This window comes from Haloarcula sp. H-hyl2 (assembly GCF_056934385.1).
This window is the reverse complement of record NZ_JBRIIJ010000002.1, coordinates 844,169-865,704: the sequence shown is the minus strand read 5'-3', so window position 1 is coordinate 865,704 and position 21,536 is coordinate 844,169. Positions and strand designations below refer to the sequence as shown.

At 56.2% G+C, this 21,536-nt stretch carries 18 protein-coding genes; 9 read left to right on the top strand and 9 right to left on the bottom strand.

The features are described 5' to 3' along the window. Positions 1-36: 36 nt before the first annotated feature. Positions 37-954, bottom strand: coding sequence for a winged helix-turn-helix domain-containing protein (locus Hhyl2_RS14285; protein WP_483551439.1), 918 nt, complete (start codon positions 952-954; stop codon positions 37-39). Between the two features lie 654 nt (positions 955-1,608). On the opposite strand from Hhyl2_RS14285, the gene Hhyl2_RS14280 reads away from it, so the two are divergent. Further along, positions 1,609-1,980, top strand: a complete 372-nt coding sequence (locus tag Hhyl2_RS14280; protein ID WP_483552035.1) for an enolase C-terminal domain-like protein — start codon at positions 1,609-1,611, stop codon at positions 1,978-1,980. A 180-nt stretch (positions 1,981-2,160) separates the two neighbouring features. Here the strand turns inward: Hhyl2_RS14280 and hisD are convergent, their stop codons facing one another. Next, the gene (gene hisD, locus Hhyl2_RS14275) at positions 2,161-3,441 is read right to left on the bottom strand and encodes a histidinol dehydrogenase (protein ID WP_483551438.1); all 1,281 of its coding nucleotides are present in this window, start codon (positions 3,439-3,441) and stop codon (positions 2,161-2,163) included. Between the two features lie 134 nt (positions 3,442-3,575). Beyond that, the gene (locus tag Hhyl2_RS14270; RefSeq protein ID WP_483551437.1) at positions 3,576-4,001 is read right to left on the bottom strand and encodes a universal stress protein; all 426 of its coding nucleotides are present in this window, start codon (positions 3,999-4,001) and stop codon (positions 3,576-3,578) included. Positions 4,002-4,198: 197 nt separating this feature from the next. On the opposite strand from Hhyl2_RS14270, the gene pdxS reads away from it, so the two are divergent. Continuing rightward, positions 4,199-5,104, top strand: a complete 906-nt coding sequence (pdxS, locus tag Hhyl2_RS14265) for a pyridoxal 5'-phosphate synthase lyase subunit PdxS (protein ID WP_483551436.1) — start codon at positions 4,199-4,201, stop codon at positions 5,102-5,104. A 225-nt stretch (positions 5,105-5,329) separates the two neighbouring features. On the opposite strand, the gene Hhyl2_RS14260 is transcribed toward pdxS, so the two are convergent. Continuing rightward, on the bottom strand, positions 5,330-6,328 hold the full coding sequence (locus Hhyl2_RS14260) for a YeiH family protein (RefSeq protein WP_483551435.1): 999 nt from the start codon (positions 6,326-6,328) through the stop codon (positions 5,330-5,332). 267 nt (positions 6,329-6,595) lie between these two features. Between Hhyl2_RS14260 and Hhyl2_RS14255 the strand changes: the two genes are divergently transcribed. Together Hhyl2_RS14255 and Hhyl2_RS14250 are read left to right on the top strand one after the other, a co-directional pair. After that, positions 6,596-6,919, top strand: a complete 324-nt coding sequence (locus Hhyl2_RS14255; protein WP_483551434.1) for a UxaA family hydrolase — start codon at positions 6,596-6,598, stop codon at positions 6,917-6,919. A gap of 17 nt (positions 6,920-6,936) precedes the next feature. Further along, positions 6,937-8,109, top strand: coding sequence for a UxaA family hydrolase (locus Hhyl2_RS14250; protein ID WP_483551433.1), 1,173 nt, complete (start codon positions 6,937-6,939; stop codon positions 8,107-8,109). Between the two features lie 540 nt (positions 8,110-8,649). Here Hhyl2_RS14250 and Hhyl2_RS14245 read toward each other — a convergent pair. From Hhyl2_RS14245 to Hhyl2_RS14230, 4 genes are all read right to left on the bottom strand, one after another. Next, positions 8,650-9,975: a TRAP transporter large permease gene (locus Hhyl2_RS14245; protein WP_483551432.1), complete on the bottom strand. Its 1,326-nt coding sequence runs from the start codon at positions 9,973-9,975 to the stop codon at positions 8,650-8,652. Between the two features lie 2 nt (positions 9,976-9,977). Then, positions 9,978-10,490 carry a TRAP transporter small permease gene (locus tag Hhyl2_RS14240; protein ID WP_483551431.1) on the bottom strand — a complete coding sequence of 171 codons (513 nt, stop codon included), beginning with the start codon at positions 10,488-10,490 and terminating at the stop codon, positions 9,978-9,980. Between the two features lie 62 nt (positions 10,491-10,552). After that, entirely contained in the window at positions 10,553-11,503 is a 951-nt protein-coding gene (locus Hhyl2_RS14235) for a TRAP transporter substrate-binding protein (RefSeq protein ID WP_483551430.1), read from the bottom strand. Between the two features lie 657 nt (positions 11,504-12,160). Then, the gene (locus Hhyl2_RS14230) at positions 12,161-13,483 is read right to left on the bottom strand and encodes an aminotransferase family protein (RefSeq protein ID WP_483551429.1); all 1,323 of its coding nucleotides are present in this window, start codon (positions 13,481-13,483) and stop codon (positions 12,161-12,163) included. Positions 13,484-13,610: 127 nt separating this feature from the next. On the opposite strand from Hhyl2_RS14230, the gene solA reads away from it, so the two are divergent. The 5 genes from solA to gdhB all read left to right on the top strand — a co-directional run bounded on the left by solA (position 13,611) and on the right by gdhB (position 20,136). Continuing rightward, complete coding sequence (gene solA / locus Hhyl2_RS14225; protein WP_483551428.1) at positions 13,611-14,774, top strand: N-methyl-L-tryptophan oxidase; 1,164 nt, start codon at positions 13,611-13,613, stop codon at positions 14,772-14,774. A gap of 760 nt (positions 14,775-15,534) precedes the next feature. Next, on the top strand, positions 15,535-16,305 hold the full coding sequence (locus Hhyl2_RS14220) for an IclR family transcriptional regulator (RefSeq protein WP_483551427.1): 771 nt from the start codon (positions 15,535-15,537) through the stop codon (positions 16,303-16,305). A gap of 307 nt (positions 16,306-16,612) precedes the next feature. Continuing rightward, complete coding sequence (locus Hhyl2_RS14215) at positions 16,613-17,134, top strand: VOC family protein (RefSeq protein ID WP_483551426.1); 522 nt, start codon at positions 16,613-16,615, stop codon at positions 17,132-17,134. A 110-nt stretch (positions 17,135-17,244) separates the two neighbouring features. Continuing rightward, positions 17,245-18,720 (top strand): aldehyde dehydrogenase family protein, encoded by a 1,476-nt coding sequence (locus Hhyl2_RS14210; protein WP_483551425.1) that lies wholly within the window; start codon positions 17,245-17,247, stop codon positions 18,718-18,720. Positions 18,721-18,846: 126 nt separating this feature from the next. Beyond that, positions 18,847-20,136, top strand: coding sequence for a glutamate dehydrogenase GdhB (gdhB, locus tag Hhyl2_RS14205; RefSeq protein ID WP_483552034.1), 1,290 nt, complete (start codon positions 18,847-18,849; stop codon positions 20,134-20,136). Between the two features lie 179 nt (positions 20,137-20,315). Here the strand turns inward: gdhB and Hhyl2_RS14200 are convergent, their stop codons facing one another. Next, on the bottom strand, positions 20,316-21,533 hold the full coding sequence (locus Hhyl2_RS14200; RefSeq protein ID WP_483551424.1) for an MFS transporter: 1,218 nt from the start codon (positions 21,531-21,533) through the stop codon (positions 20,316-20,318). Between the last annotated feature and the right edge of the window lie 3 nt (positions 21,534-21,536).

The window sequence follows — 21,536 nt, the reverse complement described above, 5'->3', positions numbered from 1 at the left end:
AACGAGGGTTTTGAAATAATTCTATCAGTATCGTCGCTATCGCTGGCCTCTGCGTTGCACGCGCTCGGTGTGTGTGACCGTGGCAGTCTCGTCGAGGAACAGTCGAAGGGTGGCCCCCCCACGACGTAACTCGACACGGTATTCGGCCGGGTCCGTCGCGATGCGCTCTGCTGTCCACTGGTCGTCGTAGATGAAGCGGTTAAAGTTCCACACACCGGAGTCGAGGACGTCGAGTCCGTGCTCCCAGTGGAACGATATCGACTCCGGATGGTAGGCAGCAGCCACCGGGAGTGGCAGGCTCAGAAACCGAAGACACGACTGACATTCGCTGGCGGTGATAAACGAGACGGGCGGCTCGCCGGGAAACGGGACACCCTCGGTGTTCCAGACCTCGGTCTCGATGCGACCTGCGCAATCCGGGCAGACGCCGCGCCGTGTCTTGAGCAGATCCCCGACCTGTTCTCGGACAACCGCGTCGATAAGGTCCTCACCCGTTCGGTTGCGAACCTGTGCGGGCCGAACACGATACGCCGTCGCACCTCGTTCACAGGCGGTACAGTACATCATGAAGTACTGGTCCTCGAGTACCGCTTCCAGTGTCTGTTCTCCGCACCACTGACACCCACCCTCCGTCTCGATCGGACCGACTGAATCGGGCTGGCGGTAGTTCTCGGCCATGACGAACCGGACCAGTTGCTCCCCGGCGTGTGTGAACGCATAGCTATCGTTCTCGTCGTGTTTCCTGAGAAACGTACCGGTCAGTTCGCCGAGATGGTACGACAACTTCGACGTATCGTCGACGTCGACCCGGTCGTAGATCTCGGAGAACGAGAGCGAAGCGACACCCCGCTGTTTGTTCTCGTTCTGCGCGATCGCCACTGTCCGGAGTACGTCGAGTCTGATTTCGTCGGATAGAAGCTGGAAGATCTCGTCGGCTGTCTGTTCGCTCCCCATAGATGTCGATGAACGACAACGATATTGAATTTACGGCCTTTCGAACCGTTACGGACGGTGACCTGTCGATTGTACACCCAGCGGGAAACTCCGGTCGGGAGCGCTGGCTCTTCGCAACCGATATTGTATACTCTCTATCAGAGTCAGTGAACCGGCAGGCCAGCCGAGAGGATTGGCGATAAATTGATCCTCGACTGGCCGCCTCCGATCCCTACCGTCCGGCTATATAGCCAGGAGTACCCGATGAGAGAGGTATCGATACCTGTCTATGCACCCATGACACTGGCTCTTCCCGGATTATATCCCATATTTCCCAGTATATAATCTTATATTCGGATAATATCGCACCATAGTTGAGTTGTTAAGGTTATATCTGAGTTATATGGTAAAAATATAATCGTATTTATAATCATATAGATTTTTCTGCTGGAATTACTCTGGATCAAGATCTACCGACCCTTCGAGTGGGCCACGGCGCTAACCAAGTCTCGGATGGTCGGACGCGTGCGGTCCAATCAACTGTAACTTGGAGCCCGTGTCGTTGTCGGAATACATCACACGTCTGCAGTTAACTCGGAGATAAAAGAGGAGTGTTTTATCCTTGTGGGTGTATAGTGTTACAACGAATCTCATTTTCGGCCCGACGGCGTCGACATCGTCCAGCCGGATATCTCGCATGCTGGTGGAATATCCGAATGCAAACGGATCGCCGATTCGGCCGCGACATACGACATGGGAACGGTACTCACCTGTTCGGTCGGACCGATCGCACTCGCCGCGTGTCTACAGATATGTGCGAGTACGCGGACAGCGTTCCTCCAACCAGCCAATCGACACCGGAATATCGACACGTACGTAACAAATTCGGGTGCTTTAGATGTAAAAGATGGGTACTTCGACATATCATCCGGTAGTGGCCTCGGAATAAACGTGAATATCGACAAAGTAGAAGAGAAATCGAGCTTCTCCAGCACCTGGAACACGCCGGTTTGGAGACACAACGACGGTTCTGTTTCTGAGTGGTGACGGAGCGGTTCCGGATGGGCCGACCAGCTCACGGAGATCTTTCCGCACAACAGTGGTTACGGGACGGTATCAATATCCTGGTTTTCGAAGTATATGTGTGAAATAGCGCACTACGGCGAGCCGATTCGGGAGTGCTATGTGGCAGCCGAGATAGATAGTCGTAGTCGGTCCCGGTCGATGTCAGTCATCAGTTACCGGTCGTATCCCTGCCGAGAGTTGATGTCCGTGCATCCCTTCCATCTCCGAGATACGCGCCGCGTACTCTGACAGGTGTGCAGCACCGCTCGCTGTCAACTCCTGATGCGTGACCGTCTTCATGTACGAACTGATCCAGCACCCGCCGTTGAAGCGTGCTGTTCCGTGTGTTGGAAGAATATGGTTGGGGCCAGTGACCTTATCACCGAAGGTTACTGGCGCGTTCTCACCGAGGAATGCCCCTCCGTAATTACTCATCCGCTCAAGAATGGCACGGGGAGACTCTGTCATAATCTGGACGTGTTCGATCGCGTATTCGTCGGCGATTGTGGCCGCCTCCACATCGTCCTCGGCAAGTACGATCTGTCCGTTCTGCTTCCAGCACTTGCGGGCCGTGTCTTCGGTGTCGAGTTGTGGTAGCCACGATTCAATCTCTTCGAGAGTCTGTTCACCCAACTCACGGTCGGTCGTGACCAAGACAGGCTGTGACGTCTCCGTGTGTTCTGCCTGGGAGAGGAGGTCGAGCGCGACGACCTCCGGGTCGGCAGTCTCGTCTGCGATGATCAGGACCTCCGTCGGTCCAGGGAGCAGGTCGAGGTCGACCTCACCGAATACCTGTCGCTTTGCCTCGAAGACGAAGACGTTACCCGGGCCGGTGACGACGTCGACCGAATCGATAGTCTCGGTACCATAGGCCATCGCCCCAATCGCTTGGGCTCCGCCGATCTTGTAGATCTCGTCGGCACCCGATTGGTCCATTGCGTACAACTGGTAGGGATGTACCGACCCGTCCTCCTGGGGTGGGGTACACGTAATAACCCGGTCGACCCCTGCCACGCGTGCGGGAACGATCGACATCGGTGCTGTAGCGATGTGGGTGAAGTGGCCGCCAGGAACGTAGGTCCCGGCCGCTTCGACTGGGAGTGTCCGCTGGCCACAGACGATACCGTCACCGAACTCACGCTCGAAGTCGTTGTCTATCGACTCCTTCTGGGCCTGCGCGAAGTCGCGGACACGCTCGATGCTATAATCGATCCGTTCTTTTTCCTCGTCGGAGAGTCGCTCCCTCGCCGACTGGATCTCGTCGTCGGTGACACGGAATTCGTCGAGCTCCACGCCATCGAATTTCCGGGTCAGTTTCTGAACGGCGTCGTCTTGTTCTTCACGGACCTGCGACAGGATGTCGTAGACGCTGTCACGGACCTCGTTAGAGATCTCGGTGGACTGCTCTGGTGCATCTTTGAGGTAGTCTCTACTAGTCCCCATGCTCGCCATCAATTACTGGCCGGTGATAAATGATCGCAATTATTTAAATAATCATACAGGTATGCTGTGGGCTTTCGTCGAAGGGGTGCCATGCGCTGTTCGGCGCTGCCGAGCGCACGCTTGATTGCGAAAAATTAGTTTAATACTGCAGTCACTGGTACATCGGAATCAAGTAACACAGATTGCGTTACACTCCCGAATATCACCTTTCCTGTTGGTGAACGTTTACGTCCCGACATAACAATCCGATCTGCAGCGATCTCGTTGGCGACTTCATTGATAGCGGTTGCCGGGTCTGCGTGTTCCCGTCGTATCTCGGTGGAGATACCGGCATCCTCTAAATACTCTTGGACCTTTTCCGCGCTCGGTGGGATATCTGTCTCGTCGTACCACTCTTCTGAACTCGCGCGCCCGCTCTCATCGGCTACCTCAACTTCTCTTTGAACATTCAGTATCGTTACCCGAACGTTTTCAGCAGCCTGTGGCAGCGTCGTAACGACCTCCGCTGCTTGAAGCGCCCGTTCATCTTCAGCATCAACTGGTAGTACTACCTGAAACATAACAGTATGTACGATAATAGGTTACTAAAATTCTTCTAATTCACTGTATTACTACCATCAGCTGTGTCAGCTCGATTGTGTAGGACTCACCACAGTTTGGTGTCTCTGCCGGGACAGTCGTGCTTGGGCTCGAAAGGCTAAACAACCCGCTTGCGCTGTACCGATAAGACTAAATTCGACGTGTCAAATAGCCAGATATGGAGAATCCGGCTCTCGAAGAGCTCCGCCGCGGCACCGATCTCGTCAAGCGCGGCTTCGCGAAGATGCAGAAGGGCGGCGTCATCATGGACGTCGTCGACCGTGAGCAGGCCCGTATCGCCGAAGATGTCGGCGCCGTGGCTGTGATGAACCTGGAGGCTGTCCCGGCCGATATCCGCAAGCGGGGCGGCGTCGCGCGGATGGCCGACCCGGCCTCGCTGGAAGCGATCATCGACGAGGTGTCGATTCCGGTGATGGGCAAGGCCCGGATCGGCCACACGACCGAAGCACAGGTCCTCGAAGCGGCCGGCGCCGACATGGTCGACGAGAGCGAGGTGCTCACACCGGCCGACGACCGCTACCACATCGACAAGCGCGACTTCACGGCGCCGTTCGTCTGTGGCGCCCGGAACCTGCAGGAGGCCCTGCGCCGTATCGACGAGGGCGCGGCGATGATCCGCACGAAAGGCGAGGCCGGCACCGGCGACGTCAACCAGGCCGTCCACCACCAGCGCAACATTCTGGGCGCCATCCGTAAGCTCGAAGGGATGAGCCACGAGGAACGCGAAAAGTGGGCCCGCGAACACGAGGCGCCCGCCGACCTGGTCCACGAGACCGCCGAGATGGGGCGACTCCCGGTCGTCAACTTCGCGGCCGGCGGCATCGCGACACCCGCCGACGCTGCCTTGATGATGCACCACGGCTGTGACGGCATCTTCGTCGGCTCGGGTATCTTCGGCGCCGAGGACCCCGAAGCGATGGGCACCGCCATCGTCGAGGCGGTCAACAACTGGGACGACCCCGAAGCGCTGACCGAGATCAGCAAGAACATCGGCAAGGGCATGAAGGGCGACGCCAACGCCGACCTCCCCGAAGAGGAGAAGCTCCAGGGTCGCGGCGTCTAACGCTCACTGCTCACATACTGTCGATCGTTAGTGGATCAGACTGCGTTTTCAGAGGGTCGACTACCGGCATCGTCGACACCTTCTGTGTATGTCGGACAATCGGACGACCTCCGAGATATGAGTAAGGCCACCTTCGGGACGAACTCTGTGTCGGAGAAGTGAAATCGCAGGAAAGATCGACAAGTACCGAAGGTCTTCGCGTGAACGGGCACACCCAAGTTACTGTTAGAAGAGAGCTCTGACAACGAAGAGTAGTATTGTAGCGATAGTTCCGAGTGCAGTAAGCACGGTGAGGATTGGTCGGAGGCCGGTCGAACGAAACTCGGACAGTTGAATCTCGAGTCCGAGGCCTGCGAACGCGAGTAGAAACGCCCAGTCAGAGGCGTTCGAGAGCGACGTTATCTGCCATTCTGACAGAACGCCAAGGTTTGCGATGAGGACCATCCCGAGGAATCCGACGATGAATTTCGGGAACGTGTCCCAGAGGAACCGCCAGCCCCTGGAGACATTTCCGGTGGTTTCGGTCGTGGTCCGGTGGGCATAGTACATTGCGTACGAAATCGCAGCAAGGCCGATCATCGAGTTCCGAGTGAGTTTCACTAAAAGTGCCCACTGCCCGGCCGACTTCGAGAACGCGAACCCGGCAGCTGTCACAGGGCCTGTACTGAACATAGTCAACCCAGCCCAGATTCCAAACACTTTACTAGATAAATCAAGCACCCCGCCGATGACAGGGTACGTGAACAGGGTCACAGTATCGAATAGAAGCACGGTCGCAGCTGCGTACGCGATACGTGTCTCGTCGACCGAGATACTCTCGGCGATAGCAACAACGGCAGAAACACCACAGATACTCGATCCTGCCGCAAGGAGCGACCCCGTCTTCTCGTCGATGGAGAAGATGAACCTGGCCAGCGTCTCTACGAGAACGATCGTCAGCAACACGGATACGACAACGATGAGGAGGATCTTCGGGCCGGCCTCGATCACACGATCAAGCGCGACGCTTGCACCCATCACGACGATTCCTGCCTCCAACCAGACCTTGTGAGTCCCGACGCCAGTACGTGCCCAGTCAGGAATCCCGTAGGTGTTTCCGATCAACAGTCCAAGAATGATCGTGACGATGAGATAGTTCACGCCAGGAATGACCATGGTGAGGAGACGAGCTACCACTCCAATCACGAGAAGGAGGCCGATCCCGGGAAGGTATGTCTGCCTCATCGGTCACCACGGAATAGACAGGCCGAGGGTAACGAGAAGACAGATAAAGAACCCGAGACCGACAGCCTGCCAGTCGGTTTCAAGATCGATCCACCAACTCACGAGACCTTCCGGTAACTTCTTAACTCGAATCACTGTATTTTCGCATTCCAACCTTCCAACATATATAAATACCGGTATTTGATCACGCCCCTGTAGAGCAACCGAGCACGGGTAGTTGGTCGAGCGGAAATTATATATACTGAGAATTTAAAGCAGCAAACTGCAATGTCAGAGAGGTATATAGCTGTGGTTAGTACCACGGACAACGTTGGAACCCTTCTTCGTGACGCGGAAGACGGAGAAGAGCTGGAAATAGACACGACCGATGGCATCGTCGAAGTGACACTCGAAGAGGACATCGAGTTCGGTCACAAGGTCGCGCTCGAGCCCATCACGGCTGGCGACACGGTGTATAAATACGGGAAGAGCATCGGTGACGCGAGCGAGGACATCGAACCCGGCGAATGGGTTCACGTCCACAACGTCGAGTCGAACTACGGTCGCGGTGACCTAGAGAACAGTGCAGAGGCAGAAGCGGTCAGTGAGTAACCAACTCAGATACAACAATGTCTAATTCAGAATTCCTCGGCTACGAACGGGACGACGGCAGTGTCGGTATTCGAAATCATGTACTCGTCGTCTCGACAGCACCGTACGCAAACGACACCGTCAAACGGACGGCTGAGATCGTCGACGACGCGATTCCGATCACACATCCGCTTGGTCGATGCCAGACCAAACCTGACGTCTTCCAGACGTACCGGACGCTGCTGGGCTACGCGACGCATCCGAACACGTACGGGGCCGTTGTCGTCGCCCACGCGGGCGAGATCGTCGATGGGGACGAACTGGCAGACGACATCGCTGAAACCGGGCGTCCGAGTGAGAGTGTGAACATCCACCGCGAGAAGGGTGTCATGAACGCTCTCGACAGAGCTGTCGACGCCACGACGGAGATGGTCCAGGACGCTAGCGCACAGACGCGCAGTCCACACGACATGTCGAAGCTCACGTTCGGGATCAACTGTGCGACGTCCGACACGACGTCCGGTCTGTGTCAGCACAAGGCCACCGCAAAGGCAGTCTGGCGGCTCATTGACGAACACGGTGGTCGAGGCTGCTTCGCAGAGACGCCGGAGTTCTTCGGCGGCGAACACGAACTGTCCGACCGTGCGATCAACGACGACGTCAAACAGGAGATCCTCGACCGCGTCGAAAACTGGGACAAGCGTCTCCAGGCGACCGGCTACGACGTGCGTGGTGCCCAGCCGACCCCGGACAACATGGATGGCGGACTCACGACTATCGAGGAGAAGTCCCTCGGTGCGCTCGTGAAATCGGGTGACGGTCCCATCCAGGACATCATCGATTACGGTTCGAAGATCCCCGATGAGTCCGGGATGTACATCATGGACACCCCTGGTCACGGTGCCGAATCGGTGACCGGTATCGGTGCGGGCGGTGCACACTTCATGGTCATCTCGACGGGACAGGGCCACACCCTCTCGAACGCGGTTATGCCAACGCTCAAGATCACCGGTAACCCGGGGAGCGCTGAACGAGTGCCCGAACAGACCGATATCGACGTTAGCGAGGCACTGGTCGGCGACGAGACGTTCGACTGGGCGGGAGACCAGCTCTGGGACGAGATTCTGGACGTCGTCAACGGGAAGTACACGCTCTCGGAGACGATGGGCGAGTCGCAGTTCGCTATCCACCGGATCGGCCCCTCGACGTAGCGCGCATCGACTGGGACCTGTTTTTATTTTGCGGAAGAACGAGAAACAGACAGCGGTTCTGCCCCGTCCTGCGTTTCAGCGGTACCAGAGCGCTACTTTGTGAAGCGACGACGGGACGAGACCACAGTCGAGCAGGAATCACTGAGAGTCATCGGCGACACGACAGTACTTACGGACGGACAACGCTCCTCAGCAGTGAGTGGTGGAGACGATTGGCACGCGGCCGATGCACAACAGCTATAGTAACAATTGAAACGATTTACACACCGATCGCACTGCCATCGTGCGATCGGGTGTGCAGTGACTTTCAATGGCTACTATAGTCCGTCAGGAAGCACGCGGCAGTCCGTGAGAGTGACACCCATAGTACGGACTCCCGCCAACCAGATAGTTTCGAGTTGCTCTCCGCTGTCAGTGATATACTGTCCAGCGGAAGCAATTCACGGTCGCTCTCAAATCCCGGTTACATCCGGGGTATTACAGCAGTGAAGCACCCGTATAGAACGTCTGGTGAGAAAGCGCTCGAAGAGGTCTGCTATCCTATGCTAGACCCAGTAACCGAGGGATGAACAGGGAGATCTCTGGAACGAATATTATTAGAAGTAATATTGCTATTTCGAATGCCAAGAACGGTAGAACGTTCTTGGCTACGTTTTCGAGTGTCGTATTCCCGATTGGTGCTGCGACGAATAGCGTCACGCCCAGAGGCGGGGTGATCATACCAATAGCAAGCGTGACGATCATCATGAGCGCGAAGTGAAGGGGATGAGCGCCAGCCTGGACAGCAGTCGGCGCCAGAACAGGTCCCCAGAGCAGGATGTTCGCGGCGGACTCGATGAACAGCGCCATGAACGAAAGGATCCCAGCAAGCAAAAGCAGGACTGCAAGTTCGTTCTGCGTCGTTGCGAGGAGAGTCGAGGAGACCAGGTCCGGGACTCTCCGAATCGAGAGGACGTACGTCAGGGGTTTCGCAGCCCCGACGATGAACAGAGTCACGCCGGTGATAGTTGCAGCACGATACGTCGAGTGGATGAGATCGGAGACAGAGATCGTTCGATAGACTACGCCGCCAATAATCAATGCGTAGAGCACTGCAACGGCCCCCGCTTCAGTTGCGGTGAATATGCCGAGTATGATACCGCCAAGAATGATCATCGGCATCATGAGGGCGAGCAGTGAGTCTTTTATAATCTTGAGTGACTCCCCCATGTCGTACGTTTCCCGCTGCTCCGTTGCTGGATACTTTTTCCAATCGCTGAGATACCCGATAAGGATGATGACCCCCATCAGACCACCACCAAACAGGACTCCGGGAATCACGCCAGCTGCGAACAACCCGGCGACGGTGACGTCGGTCACCGCAGTCGCATAGATGATCATGATGATACTGGGTGGAATAATCGGTCCAATAACTGATGACGAACAGGTGATAGCTCCAGATAGACCGACATCATAGCCCTCTTCCTCCATCGCAGGCATCATCAGCGATCCGATTGCAGCAGTGTCCGCGACTGCTGATCCCGAGATCCCTGCAAAGAGCATACTCGAGACGACGTTCACCTGCGCAAGGCCTGCCTTGAACCGTCCGACGAGCAACTTCGAGAAATCGACGAGCCTGTCAGTGAGTCCAGAGACCATCATCAACTGGCCTGCGTATATGAAGAAGATGATTGCAAGCAGGGGGAACGAGGCGACACCCTGGCTCATCTGCTGGACGACCAACACCGGCTTCAGGACCGCGATATCCAGTGGGATCACGAGAAGGAAGAGGAGCGCACTGGAGGCCATGGCGAACGCGATAGGCTCGTCCATGAGGATGAGAAAGAGGAGGAGCCCAAAGAGGACGAAGAGTTCAGTGAACGCCATCGTCAGACATCCCCCTCATCCGAATCGGTAATCGCATCGGAGATCCGTCTCGACGCTTCGATAAGCAGGTAGAACCCGCCGATTGCGAGAGGGATCCGACTCCAGAACAACGAGATACCCAGATAGATCGTCTCGCCATCGGCCTGGGAGATCGCGAGTTGTGACCCATAGTATACCATCGCCGCCGCCAGGACGATGATAACCATGTTGGTGAACACGGTGACTATCCGAGCCAACTTGCGAGGCATCTTCTTGTGTAGGTATCCCACGCTGACGTGGTCCCCTTCGTAATAGGCGATTGCGCCGCCGAGGTAGGTGAGCCAGATATTGAGCAAGACAGCAAAGCCTTCAGGCCACGGAAGGGCATTTCCGAGGACGTACCTGAAGAAGATCTGGAGGTTAATCACACCGACCATGAGGAAAACCACTGCGATGGTGATCCATTTCAGTATTGTCCGAACACCTACTTCGAGCGACGCGATTTTGGGTTGAATATCGAAATTTGGTGCGCTCATGCGTGGAAATCCATACGATTATTAATAGTTGTTTCGGATAATCACAGGGTCAATAAGTCGGCTTACAGTTCAAGGCCGGGGATACTGTGATCCTGTGCGTCCAGTGCAGTCTTCACCGTTTCTCGCGAGATGCTGTCCTCCTGCAGCCACTGTTCGTAGACGGGAAGCGAGGCCGCCTGCCATTCTTCCAGTTCAGAATCCGTCGGCGTATAGATTTCGACACCCTTGTCCTTGGCAGCCTGCTTTGCCTTGGCACCCTGCTCCTGATCGAACTTGAATTCTTGCTCCGAGGCCTCCCGGAGCGTCTCGTCGAAGACGTCCTTGAGATCGTCCGGAATCTGGTCGTACTTGTCGGGGGACATGATCACCGCGTTCGGACTGTAGAGTGACTGGATCTCCGCGATGTAGTCGAGCACCTCGAACATCCCTGCCTGAAGCGCCCAGTAGTAGTGGAGGTGGATCCCCTTCACGACCCCCTGTTGCATCGCCTGGTAGGTATCGGTCCACGGGATCGCTGTCGGACTAAAGCCCCAGGCATCGGCGACTGACTTCTCGACCGGCGATTCAGTAACCCTGATCTTGAGCCCGTTGGCACCGGAGGGGACCTTCATTGCTTTATCGGCGTCGGTCACCATCATGTGGCGGTAGCTCCCTCCGCCAGGGCTCCAGTAGGCCGCCACTTTGAGACCGAGATCGTCTTCAGCCTGTTTGGTGACACTCTCGGCCTTGTCTGTGCGCCAGAAGTTCTCCATCGAGGATTCCGCACTCTCCCAGAGATACGGTAGCTGGGCGAAGTACCACGCCTGCGTCAACGAGGCGATGTTGTTCGTTCCGACAAGCGCCATATCCAGCGTGCCGGATTGGATCCCTTTGGCCATCTGCGTGTCCCCACCCACCTTTCCACAACAGAGGGCATCCAGTTGAATCCGGTCGTCGGTCCGCTCCGCAAGTTTGTCACTCAGCCAGTCCGCTGCGCGGTACATGGCGTTGCCCTGCGTTGCGGTCGTCCCCATCCGCAGGGAGATCTCTGTATCACTGTTCGAGGAACCTGACTGGGTCGATCCATCGGTCTGTGACGACGAGCCACCCGATGAGCCACCCGATGAGCCACCTCCACCACTCCCCGAGCCGCCACATCCAGCCAGCCCGGCAACGCTAATCGCTGAAATTGTTTTTAGCGCATCTCTTCGTCGGTACTGCGTATCGCTTTGGTCTGACATGGGCCACCTAACCATGCAGTACCCACCTATATATAGCTTCCGGAGAGGGACTCAGCAACCTGTTCAAATGTATGGATCTGTAGCGATCTACTCCCACATACTACTGCTTATCGAGATCAAATATTCAAAATCGAATAAAAACTCTAGCATCCACCCCGGTCTGTGTCAATCTCACCGATCTGGCACTCCCGCTCCCGTCGAGCCATTCCTCCGCTATCAACAACGGCCAGCTACAGGAAGTTGGCGCTCCTCGGAGTAGTGTGTTGAATTACCTAGTGGACGTGCTCCTAAAGTAGTATCATTCGAGGTGCTACGTGACTGGGAGCCGCGGACACACGGCGTGATACCGCCAACTGTCCTGGCAGCGATAATCTGTCAAGTCATTCTCTGTGCTGTAGCATCCACGAGGTCGTTTGTCGACGACTACAGTTGTGTCCCACACCCCAGTTATCAGTGCATTGCTTCATCGGTGATCGTCAGTGCGTCGTCGAGGATATCGATCGCCTCATCGATCTCCTCTTCAGTGATCGTGAGCGGCGGAGCCATAACGAGGCAGCTGAGCCGCGAGTAAACGTACAGGCCATCTTCGAACGCCTGCTTCGCCAGTTTGTCTACCACGCTGCTTTCCCTGGTGAACAGATCCTCCCGAGTGGCGAACGGGCTGCGTTCATCTTCCGTCTGCGTGAGTTCGATTCCCTGCATGAGTCCAACGCCGCGAACATCACCGACGCTTGGATGGGCCTCCGCAAGTTCCTCGACCTTGTTGCGGAGGTACGGTCCCAGATTCCGAGAGCGTTCGACGAGATTGTCGTCTTGGTATTTTTCGATAGCGGCTAGTCCCGCTGCGCAGTTGAGCGGATGACCGGCGTACGAATGTCCGTGACAGAAGAGATTGTCGTCGAAGTGCGAGGCGACCTCGTCGGAGACGATGGTCCCACCCAGTGGCGCATACCCCCCCGACATCCCCTTAGCCAGCGTCATGATGTCTGGGGTCACGTCGAACAGATCTGCCGCGAACCACTCACCGGTCCGGCCGAATCCAGTCATGACCTCGTCGAAGATCAGCAACGCGCCGTGGTCGTGGACGATCTCTTTCAAGGCCGACAGATACCCATCCGGCGGCATGATCACGCCGTTTCCGCCGACGATGGGTTCGACGATAACAGCAGCAACTGTTCCGTCCTCTAGGGTCAGCGCTTCGTCGATGTACGTGAGGGTCTCCATCGGGTCGATGTCCGACCCGTACTCGTATGGATCGGGTAGCCGAATGGTCCCCGGCATCGCTTCTGCGTAGTGGCGTCGTGGGTCCCCAGTGATGCTGAGTGCTCCGTGTGTTGCACCGTGATAGGACCGATACCGAGACGCGATCTTCTTGTTCCCGGTGTACCACCGAGCGATCTTGATTGCGGCCTCGTTCGCTCCCGCCCCACTCATCGAGAACATCGTCTTGGAGAGGCCATCCGGCGTCACCTCTGCCAGTTTTTCGCCGAGCTTCGCGCGCTTGTCAGTGGTGAATTTCTTCGGAGAGACGAATGGCGTTGTTTCCAGCTGGTCAGCGACGGCATCGACGATAGAATCGGCCGAGTAACCGAAATTCGAACAGACAAGTTGGCTCGAGAAATCGAGATAGGTGTTCCCGTCCGTGTCGGTAAATCGGTGGCCAGTCGCATCGACGATTTCGATCGGCTCCGCGTCGTTCTGGTACGACCAGGTGTTCATAACGTAATTCTGGTCTAATTGCTCTATGTCTTCTTCTTCGGCACTTGCTGGCATGGGTCTCGTAGACTCGTTTTGAGACAACCATAATTAAACCTTCGGTCATCTGGGGCAGGAAGAGTACATTCCGGTAAGACATAGGATCGGGAGAAAAGGATATGTAGCCTGCATTAAACTCTGGTATATGGTTCGAGAGGTGTACGATTCGATTGTCGTTGGCGTCGGTGGAATGGGTAGTTCAGTTGTCCACAAACTGGCTGAACGAGGGCAAGACGTGCTTGGCATCGAGAAACACGATCTCCTCCACAGTCAGGGATCCTCACACGGCGCGAGTCGCATGATCCGACGGCCGTATCCGAAACATCCAGCGTACGTCCCCTTACTCGAGCGATCATACGAGCTTTGGAGACAACTAGAGAAAGACCGCCAGCAACTCCTGTACACGACAGGGTCGGTCCATGTAGGCCCATCTGACGGTGAGTTCGTGGCAGAAATCGAGAACGCGTGTATCCGGCAGGGAATAGCATATGACAAATTGACTGGAGGGGAGGTTTCCGGTCGTTACCCGGCTTTCCAAATCCCGGACGGATACGAGGCCGTCTACCAACCAGATGGTGGTTTCATCTGGCCCGACCGCTCGATCGTTGCCCACGTCGAGGCGGCGGCTGAGCTGGGCGCAGAATTCCGTTTCCGGGAACCAGTAACAGAGTGGAGACAGACGAACGACGGGATCGTCGTCCGGACCGACAGTACGGAGTACCTCACAGAGAGCCTCGTGATCTCCGCTGGAGCATTTTTCTCCGACCTCACGGACATAGCCACCTCCCGACTTCGTCCCGAGCGCCAGGTACTGGGTTGGTTCATGCCGGACAACGATTCGTCTTCCCGCTTCGCTCGAGAGAACCTCCCAGTCTTTCAGGTGACTGACGACGAGCATTACTACGGCTTCCCCAAATTCCAACTCCCCGGCATCAAGATCGGTCTACACCACCACCTTCGAGAGCACGTCGATCCATCGAACATGGCGGACCCAACACCCGAGGACGAACGCCTGCTTCGCCAGTTCGTCGAGAAGTACTTCGCTGCTGGTTCTCTCGAGACGCTACGTCTCGAAACGTGTCTCTACACGAACACACCGTCTGAGGACTTCATCATCGATTTCCATCCAGATCACGGTAACGTCGTCCTCGCCGGCGGCTTTTCCGGACACGGTTTCAAATTCTGTCCTGCGGTCGGTGAGATCGTCGCCGACCTAGTGATGAATGCTGACACTTCCCACGATATAGAACTGTTTGCGCTGGACAGCGATCTCGAATCGGGTAGTACGGTCGGGCTGTCTGATCGATAAAGAGCGTCTGCCACTTTGACTAAGTAGGCACCAGAGCCCCCAGAGAGGAATATTTCGATCAATCATGTACGATTCGATAGGCGGGCTACTCCCGTTAGTATATAAAATCCCGCATCGTGAAAGAGTCAAACCGCCCATCCATTACAAAACTATGCTTGTAATGGATTCTTGCCAGCACGGTTGTCAGTGTCTGAGACAGGAGGTCCCAGATAACGACGATCGAATGAGGGTGTCCACTCCTGCGGAACCATTGATACAGCAGTTCTACAGGGAATATTAACTCGAATCCGACTCCTTGTCGGCTGTCTACTCGGGAGCGAAACCGTGTCCTCCACAGATACCATACTAGTGCAAATAAGGGACCGCAAAGAGGCATTACAACACTATGTGTGTAAGGGAATGGGATGTAGGAGACAGGTCGCTGAGAAGATCGAGACAGAACTCCCCCGTCCAACGAAGGGAATTGAATTGCGTTGTCACTCTTTCACACCATCGTGAACAGCTATCTATTAGTGATCAGTTGATGAGCTGTTCCCACGATAGTAAACGCCAACCCCAGATATTGAGGTGTCCTCTCTGTGACCACAGGCCCCACCAGTCTACGGTTGATACTCCCAGCTCGCCCGTTCGAAAAATTAGTCGAGCGGTTGATTCCACGAGAGAGAGGGAGAACAGACACGAGATCGGTGAATCCGAAGACGAGTGGCTTTCTCATAATAGTAGACTTTATAAGTATCCGAGACGGAAGTGAGCGTAGCACATGGACACAACTGATACGAATAAACGACCGATACAATCGCTTGAGAAGGCGTTCGATATCTTGGAAGCGCTTCGGGAGTTAGACGGCGCACGCGTGACCGAATTGGCAAACCACCTCGACATGCCCAAAAGCACAACGTATCGGTACCTCGCAACGCTCGATCACGGTCGGTTCGTCGTGAACGAGGGCGGGACATATCGGCCGAGTCTTCAGTTCCTGAACTACGGAGCGTACGCGAGGAGACAGTACAACCACTCTGAGTTTATCAAAGAGAAAACGTCCGAGTTAGCCGACCTGACAGGTGAGCGAGCGCAGTTCTTCGTCGAAGAACACGGGAAGAGCGTACACCTGTATACCGAAAGTGGACAGCACGGTATCTCGGCAGATGTTAGAGTGGGGAAGATAGTTCCCCTTCACGCGACATCGGGTGGTAAGGCCATACTCGCGTATCTTCCAGAAGAGGAAGTACAGAGCATCCTTGATCGACATGGGATGCCCGGATATACTGAAAATACCATCACCGAGAGGGACGACCTGTTCGAAGAACTTGCCGAGATCCGTGAGTCGAAGATATCGTACAACCGGGAAGAGCGTGTGAATGGGCTCTACTCCGTCGGGTGCCCCGTCGTTTTCAACGATCGTCCGATCGGGGCATTCAGCGTGACGGGATCCAAGCGGCGGATGCAGGGCGAGCGAGCCGAGGACGAGATCCCGAATATCCTTCTGGAACTGACCGACGAGACAGAACTGAAGATAGAGTACGATCGGTAACAGAGAGCAGCCCTATCGTGTCTCTCCGCTTCACTCTCCTCGTGTGGATATACGGTCGATACGGATAGATGACCGATAGTAACAATTGAAACGATCTACACACCGATCGCACTGCCGTCGTGCGGTCGGGTGTGCAGTGACTTTCAATGGCTACGATAGGGTGGAATATCGGGACAGCAAGAGACCGCTTTCGGGATAGTATCACGATAGGGTAGTGGAGGGTGAGGCGAGGACAGTTGTCGATTGACCCCTTCATGAAATATGGACCAACAAAAGATATATATATTATCAACATCACACGATGGACATGGGTTTCGATGTGCCCCAACTGGACGTAGAGATGCACGGTGTGGATCAGATCGCATTCGTCGTGAACGACGTCGACGACTGGATGGAACGGCTGTCGAATCTCTTTGGGATCGAGCCATGGGAGGTCTTCAGAGCCGAACCCCCGAAGCTGACAGAGGGGACGTACCGCGGGGAACCCGCAGAGTTCTCGATGTATCTCGCACATGGCTATGCCGACGACATGATGTTCGAGATTATCGAGCCACTGGAGGGGCCGACGATCTACCAAGACTTCCTGGACGAACACGGTGATGGCATCCACCACATCGGTAACTTCTCCTGGGACGAAGAAACGACGTACGATATTATCGATCAGCTAGAGGACGCTGGGATGCCAGTCATTCAAAAAGCCAACTACGGTGGTGCTGACTTCTGGTACTTCGATACGGCTGACGAACTAGACGGCCTCTACTTCGAGACCGCTGTTCGGCACAAACCTGTCGAGGAGGCGCGCACTGCCGAGTACACGTACCCCGAGTGAGTTCACCCGCTGCTCGCGCCCTTCGTTCTGCTTTTTTAACTGTACACAGCAGAGACTAGACAATCGCCAAAACATTTATCAGGGTTGTCCGATATTCGGAGAACGTTGGTATGAGTCTAGACCAATCCAGCAAGCATGAGTTAGATATGCTCATCGACGGAGCGTGGACTGACAGCGACGAGCGAATCGACGTCGTGCATCCGTACGACGACGACTACGTGGGATCGGTCCCTGTAGCGACCCGTGCGCAGGTAGTCGAAGCGGTCGACGCCGCCGAGCGAGCCTATCAGGAGTCGTCCCTATCGGCGTACGAACGGTACGAACTGCTGTACGCAACGGCAGAAAAACTCGACGCAGACGCAGCCGAGACTGCACGCATCATCACAAGTGAGCAGGGGAAACCGCTCACTGAAGCACGGACCGAGGTAGACCGTGCAGTTCAGACGTTGAAACTCGCCGGAGAGCAGGCAAAACGGCAGTTCGGAGAGTACGTGCCGATGGACGCACAGAAGGGGTTCGCACAAGACCACTGCTTCACGAAGCGGGAACCGCTCGGCGTTGTGGCGGCGATCACCCCGTTCAATTTCCCGCTGAACCTGATGGTCCACAAGATCGGACCCGCTCTCGCAGCGGGGAATTCCGTTGTCGGGAAACCCGCTTCGAACACGCCGCTATCGTCGGTCAAACTGTTCGAGTGTCTCGAAGAAGCCTGTCAGGAAGTCGGGGCTCCCGACGGACTCGTCAACATCGTGACCGGGAGCGGGAGCACGACGGGCGATGTCTTCCTGGAACACGATGCGGTCGAGGCCATCTCCTTCACCGGGTCGACTGCGGTGGGGAAATACCTCGCCGAAAATAGCGGCATGCGAGAGATGACGCTAGAACTCGGCGGGAACGACCCGACGATCATCTGGGACGATACCGATATCGAGCAGGCGGCGTCGCAGGTCATCGGTGGAGCCTGTGCGAACGCGGGACAGGTCTGCAACAGCGTCGAACGCGTCATCATCCCTGAGCACATCGAAGCGGAAGTCGTCGCTGCGCTCGTCGAACAGGCGAATTCGCTTACTGTCGGCGATCCCTTCGATGACGAAACGGATATCGGGGCGATGATCGACGACGAGCAGTTCGACGAAGTAGTCGAGATATTCGAGGCCACCGTCGAGGCAGGTGCCACTGTCGAATGCGGCGGCGAGTTCGGTCTCGGTCCCGCGGGGCGAGCCTTCGAGCCCACCGTCCTCACAGACGTCACCCCGGATATGCCGGCTGCAAAGGAAGAGACGTTCGGCCCGCTCGTTCCTGTGATCACCGTCTCCAGTTTCGAGGAGGCACTCGAGGAAGCGAACAATACGGAGTACGGCCTCGAAGCAGGTCTGTTCACGCAGGATATCGACCGCGCAAAACGTGCGGCAGATGCGATCGATGCTGGTGGAGTCAACATCAATACGGTCAGTGGCTTCCGAGCAGACCACATGCCCTACGGTGGGTTCAAAGACTCCGGCGTCGGTAAAGAGGGAATCAAATACGCTATCGAGCACTTCTCGCGAGAGAAGCTCGTCGGCTTCCATCAAGGGTTCAACGCTTGATCAGCCGAGCGTACCCCCAACAGTACCCCTGAACACGGGTCACTCTGGACAACTGCTCGTGCACGGTGCATGACAGTTGTTCGAGATCGTGACAACCACTACAAACGAGATACGGTTCAACCAATCATGGCCTCAAAACAAACCGCCGATACCGAGACAACCGAAGAGCCCGAGCACGAATCCGCCCTGGAAACAGCACGTCGTCAGTTACGCGAAGCGGCGACTCACACCGACGTCAATCCCGGTGTGATCGAACGACTCAGACATCCGACCCGGGTCGTCGAGGTGACTGTCCCGTTAGAGCGTGACGATGGTAGTGTCGAGGTCTTCACTGGCTATCGCGCACAACATGACGACGTCAGGGGCCCGTACAAAGGTGGGCTCAGATATCATCCAGATGTTACTGCCGAAGAGTGTGTGGGATTGGCGATGTGGATGACGTGGAAATGTGCCGTCATGGATATCCCGTTCGGGGGCGCAAAAGGTGGTATCGTCGTCAACCCCAAAGACCTCAGTGAGGACGAGACCGAGCGGCTCACTCGGCGGTTCGCAGAGGAGATACGTGACGAAATTGGCCCCAGTCGGGATATCCCTGCACCAGACATGGGGACAGACGGGAAGACGATGGCCTGGTTTATGGACGCATACAGCATGCAGGAGGGCGAAACGATCCCAGGTGTCGTCACCGGGAAACCACCTGTAATCGGTGGAAGTTATGGCCGAGAGGCCGCACCAGGTCGGAGCGTCGCAATCGTCACCCGGGAGGCGGTCGAATACTACGAACGGGATATTCAAGACCAGACGGTAGCTGTCCAGGGATTCGGGAGCGTTGGCGCAAACGCCGCACAGCTCCTCGATGAATGGGGTGCAGACGTCGTGGCTGTCAGCGATGTGAACGGCGGGATCTACGAACCGGGCGGGTTGGATACGGACGCGATTCCGTCACACCAAGAGGAGCCAGAAGCCGTCAAAAAGTACGACGCTGCGAGTACCGTGACGAACGAGGAACTCCTCGAGCTCGACGTGGACGTGCTGATTCCTGCCGCCATCGGTAACGTGATCACGAACGAGAATGCCGACCGGATACAGGCAGATCTCATCGTCGAGGGTGCGAACGGTCCGATAACATCCGGGGCGGACGCAACACTCCGAGAACGAGGAGTGACCGTGATTCCCGACATCCTCGCTAATGCCGGTGGTGTAACCGTCTCGTATTTCGAGTGGTTGCAAGACATCAACCGCCGAAGATGGTCAGAAGAACGGGTCAACGAGGAACTCGAGTCCAAGATGGTCACAGCCTGGGAAGAGATGATCGAGGAGTACGAGAAAGCGGATATCACGTGGCGAGGTGCCGCATACATCGTTGCACTGGAGAGAATCGGAGAGGCCAAAGAAGCGAGAGGGCTCTGGCCCTAGATTGAGACGGTCCCACGTCCCAGAATAGTCCGAAAGGGTCGTATACCGAGACGACGGTTTCGTATTTCTGTGGACTGTCGTGGCTAGTACCGCGGCAGATTGATGATGCTGTTGGGACCGGATACGCACGCTCGGGAAGCAGTGACTCCAGAAGAGAGTTGCTCTCGTACTGTCCCGTATCAGGTCGCTGTCTCGGGAGCAACCCATGCGAATGTGATGCCGACAACTGCGAGTATCCCAGCAACCGCAAAGGCAACAGCATACCCGTGGGTTTCGATAATTGCGCCCCCGGCAATCGGAGCAACGAATCCCCCGGCGAAACTGACACTGGTCTGGAATGCTACTGCTGTCGCCGTAACGCGGGACGAGACTAATTCCCCGACGTACGTGAAAGAGATTCCGAGTGCCAACTGCACAGCAAACCCAACCCCGAGTAACACACCAACGAGTGCAGCCACAGAATCGAACTGAGTGAATCCGATAACCAACGGTGCAGAGGCACAGAACGAGAAGAGCATGACAGGCCGTCGGTTACCATGGAACAGCCTGTCGGAGAGGACGCCCCCACTAGTCCGTGAGAGTGCCCCGATCGCAGGGAACAGCGCGACAAGTATACCGCTCACACCGAGGGGCAATCCGACGATCTCGTTGATATACGAGGGCGCCCAGCTATTGACGAACAGATATAACGAGTAGCCGATAAACCCGAGTCCCCCGACGAGCCAGACGTTACGATCCCGAAGGACCCCAGCAAACTCACTGATTGTGGGCGGTGCAGTGCCCGTCGTTCCGAATCCACGGCTACTCGGTAGGAATAATACCAGTCCCACCAGGGAGAGGCTGCTGTACGCAATAAAGATGATCGGCCAACCAAACCGATTCGCAATCGCTGGACTAGCACCCTGTCCGAGAACGAACCCCAATGGACCACTCGCGGTGAACACCCCGACTACGGTAGCACGCTGGGACTGAGTGACGGCTTCCTTCACGATATCGATACCAGCGTTCCACACGATGACGTACGTGATACCGCCGACAATTCGCGACGCCAACAGAGAATAATACTCCCCATTGTCGGCAGCGATCCACCCCCACAGTCCAGCGACGACCAGAGCCCCCACTGCGACTACAATAGCCGTCCGTGAGTTTGTCCGGTCCAGTATCGCACCAACAGGGAGACTCGCAACCACCGCAGTGCCAAACATGACGCTCACCAGAAGGCCGGCATCGGTCGAACTGATTCCCATGGAGGTTCGAATTATCGGCGTCACGCTTGCCGGCGATATCTCGTATGCACCCAGCGAGAACGAAATTAGGCACATTCCAGCGACGAGTAGGGATCGAACATACGTGTCCTGTACGGTCTGTTGAGACTTGTCTCCCGTCGAGTCAGTCATTAC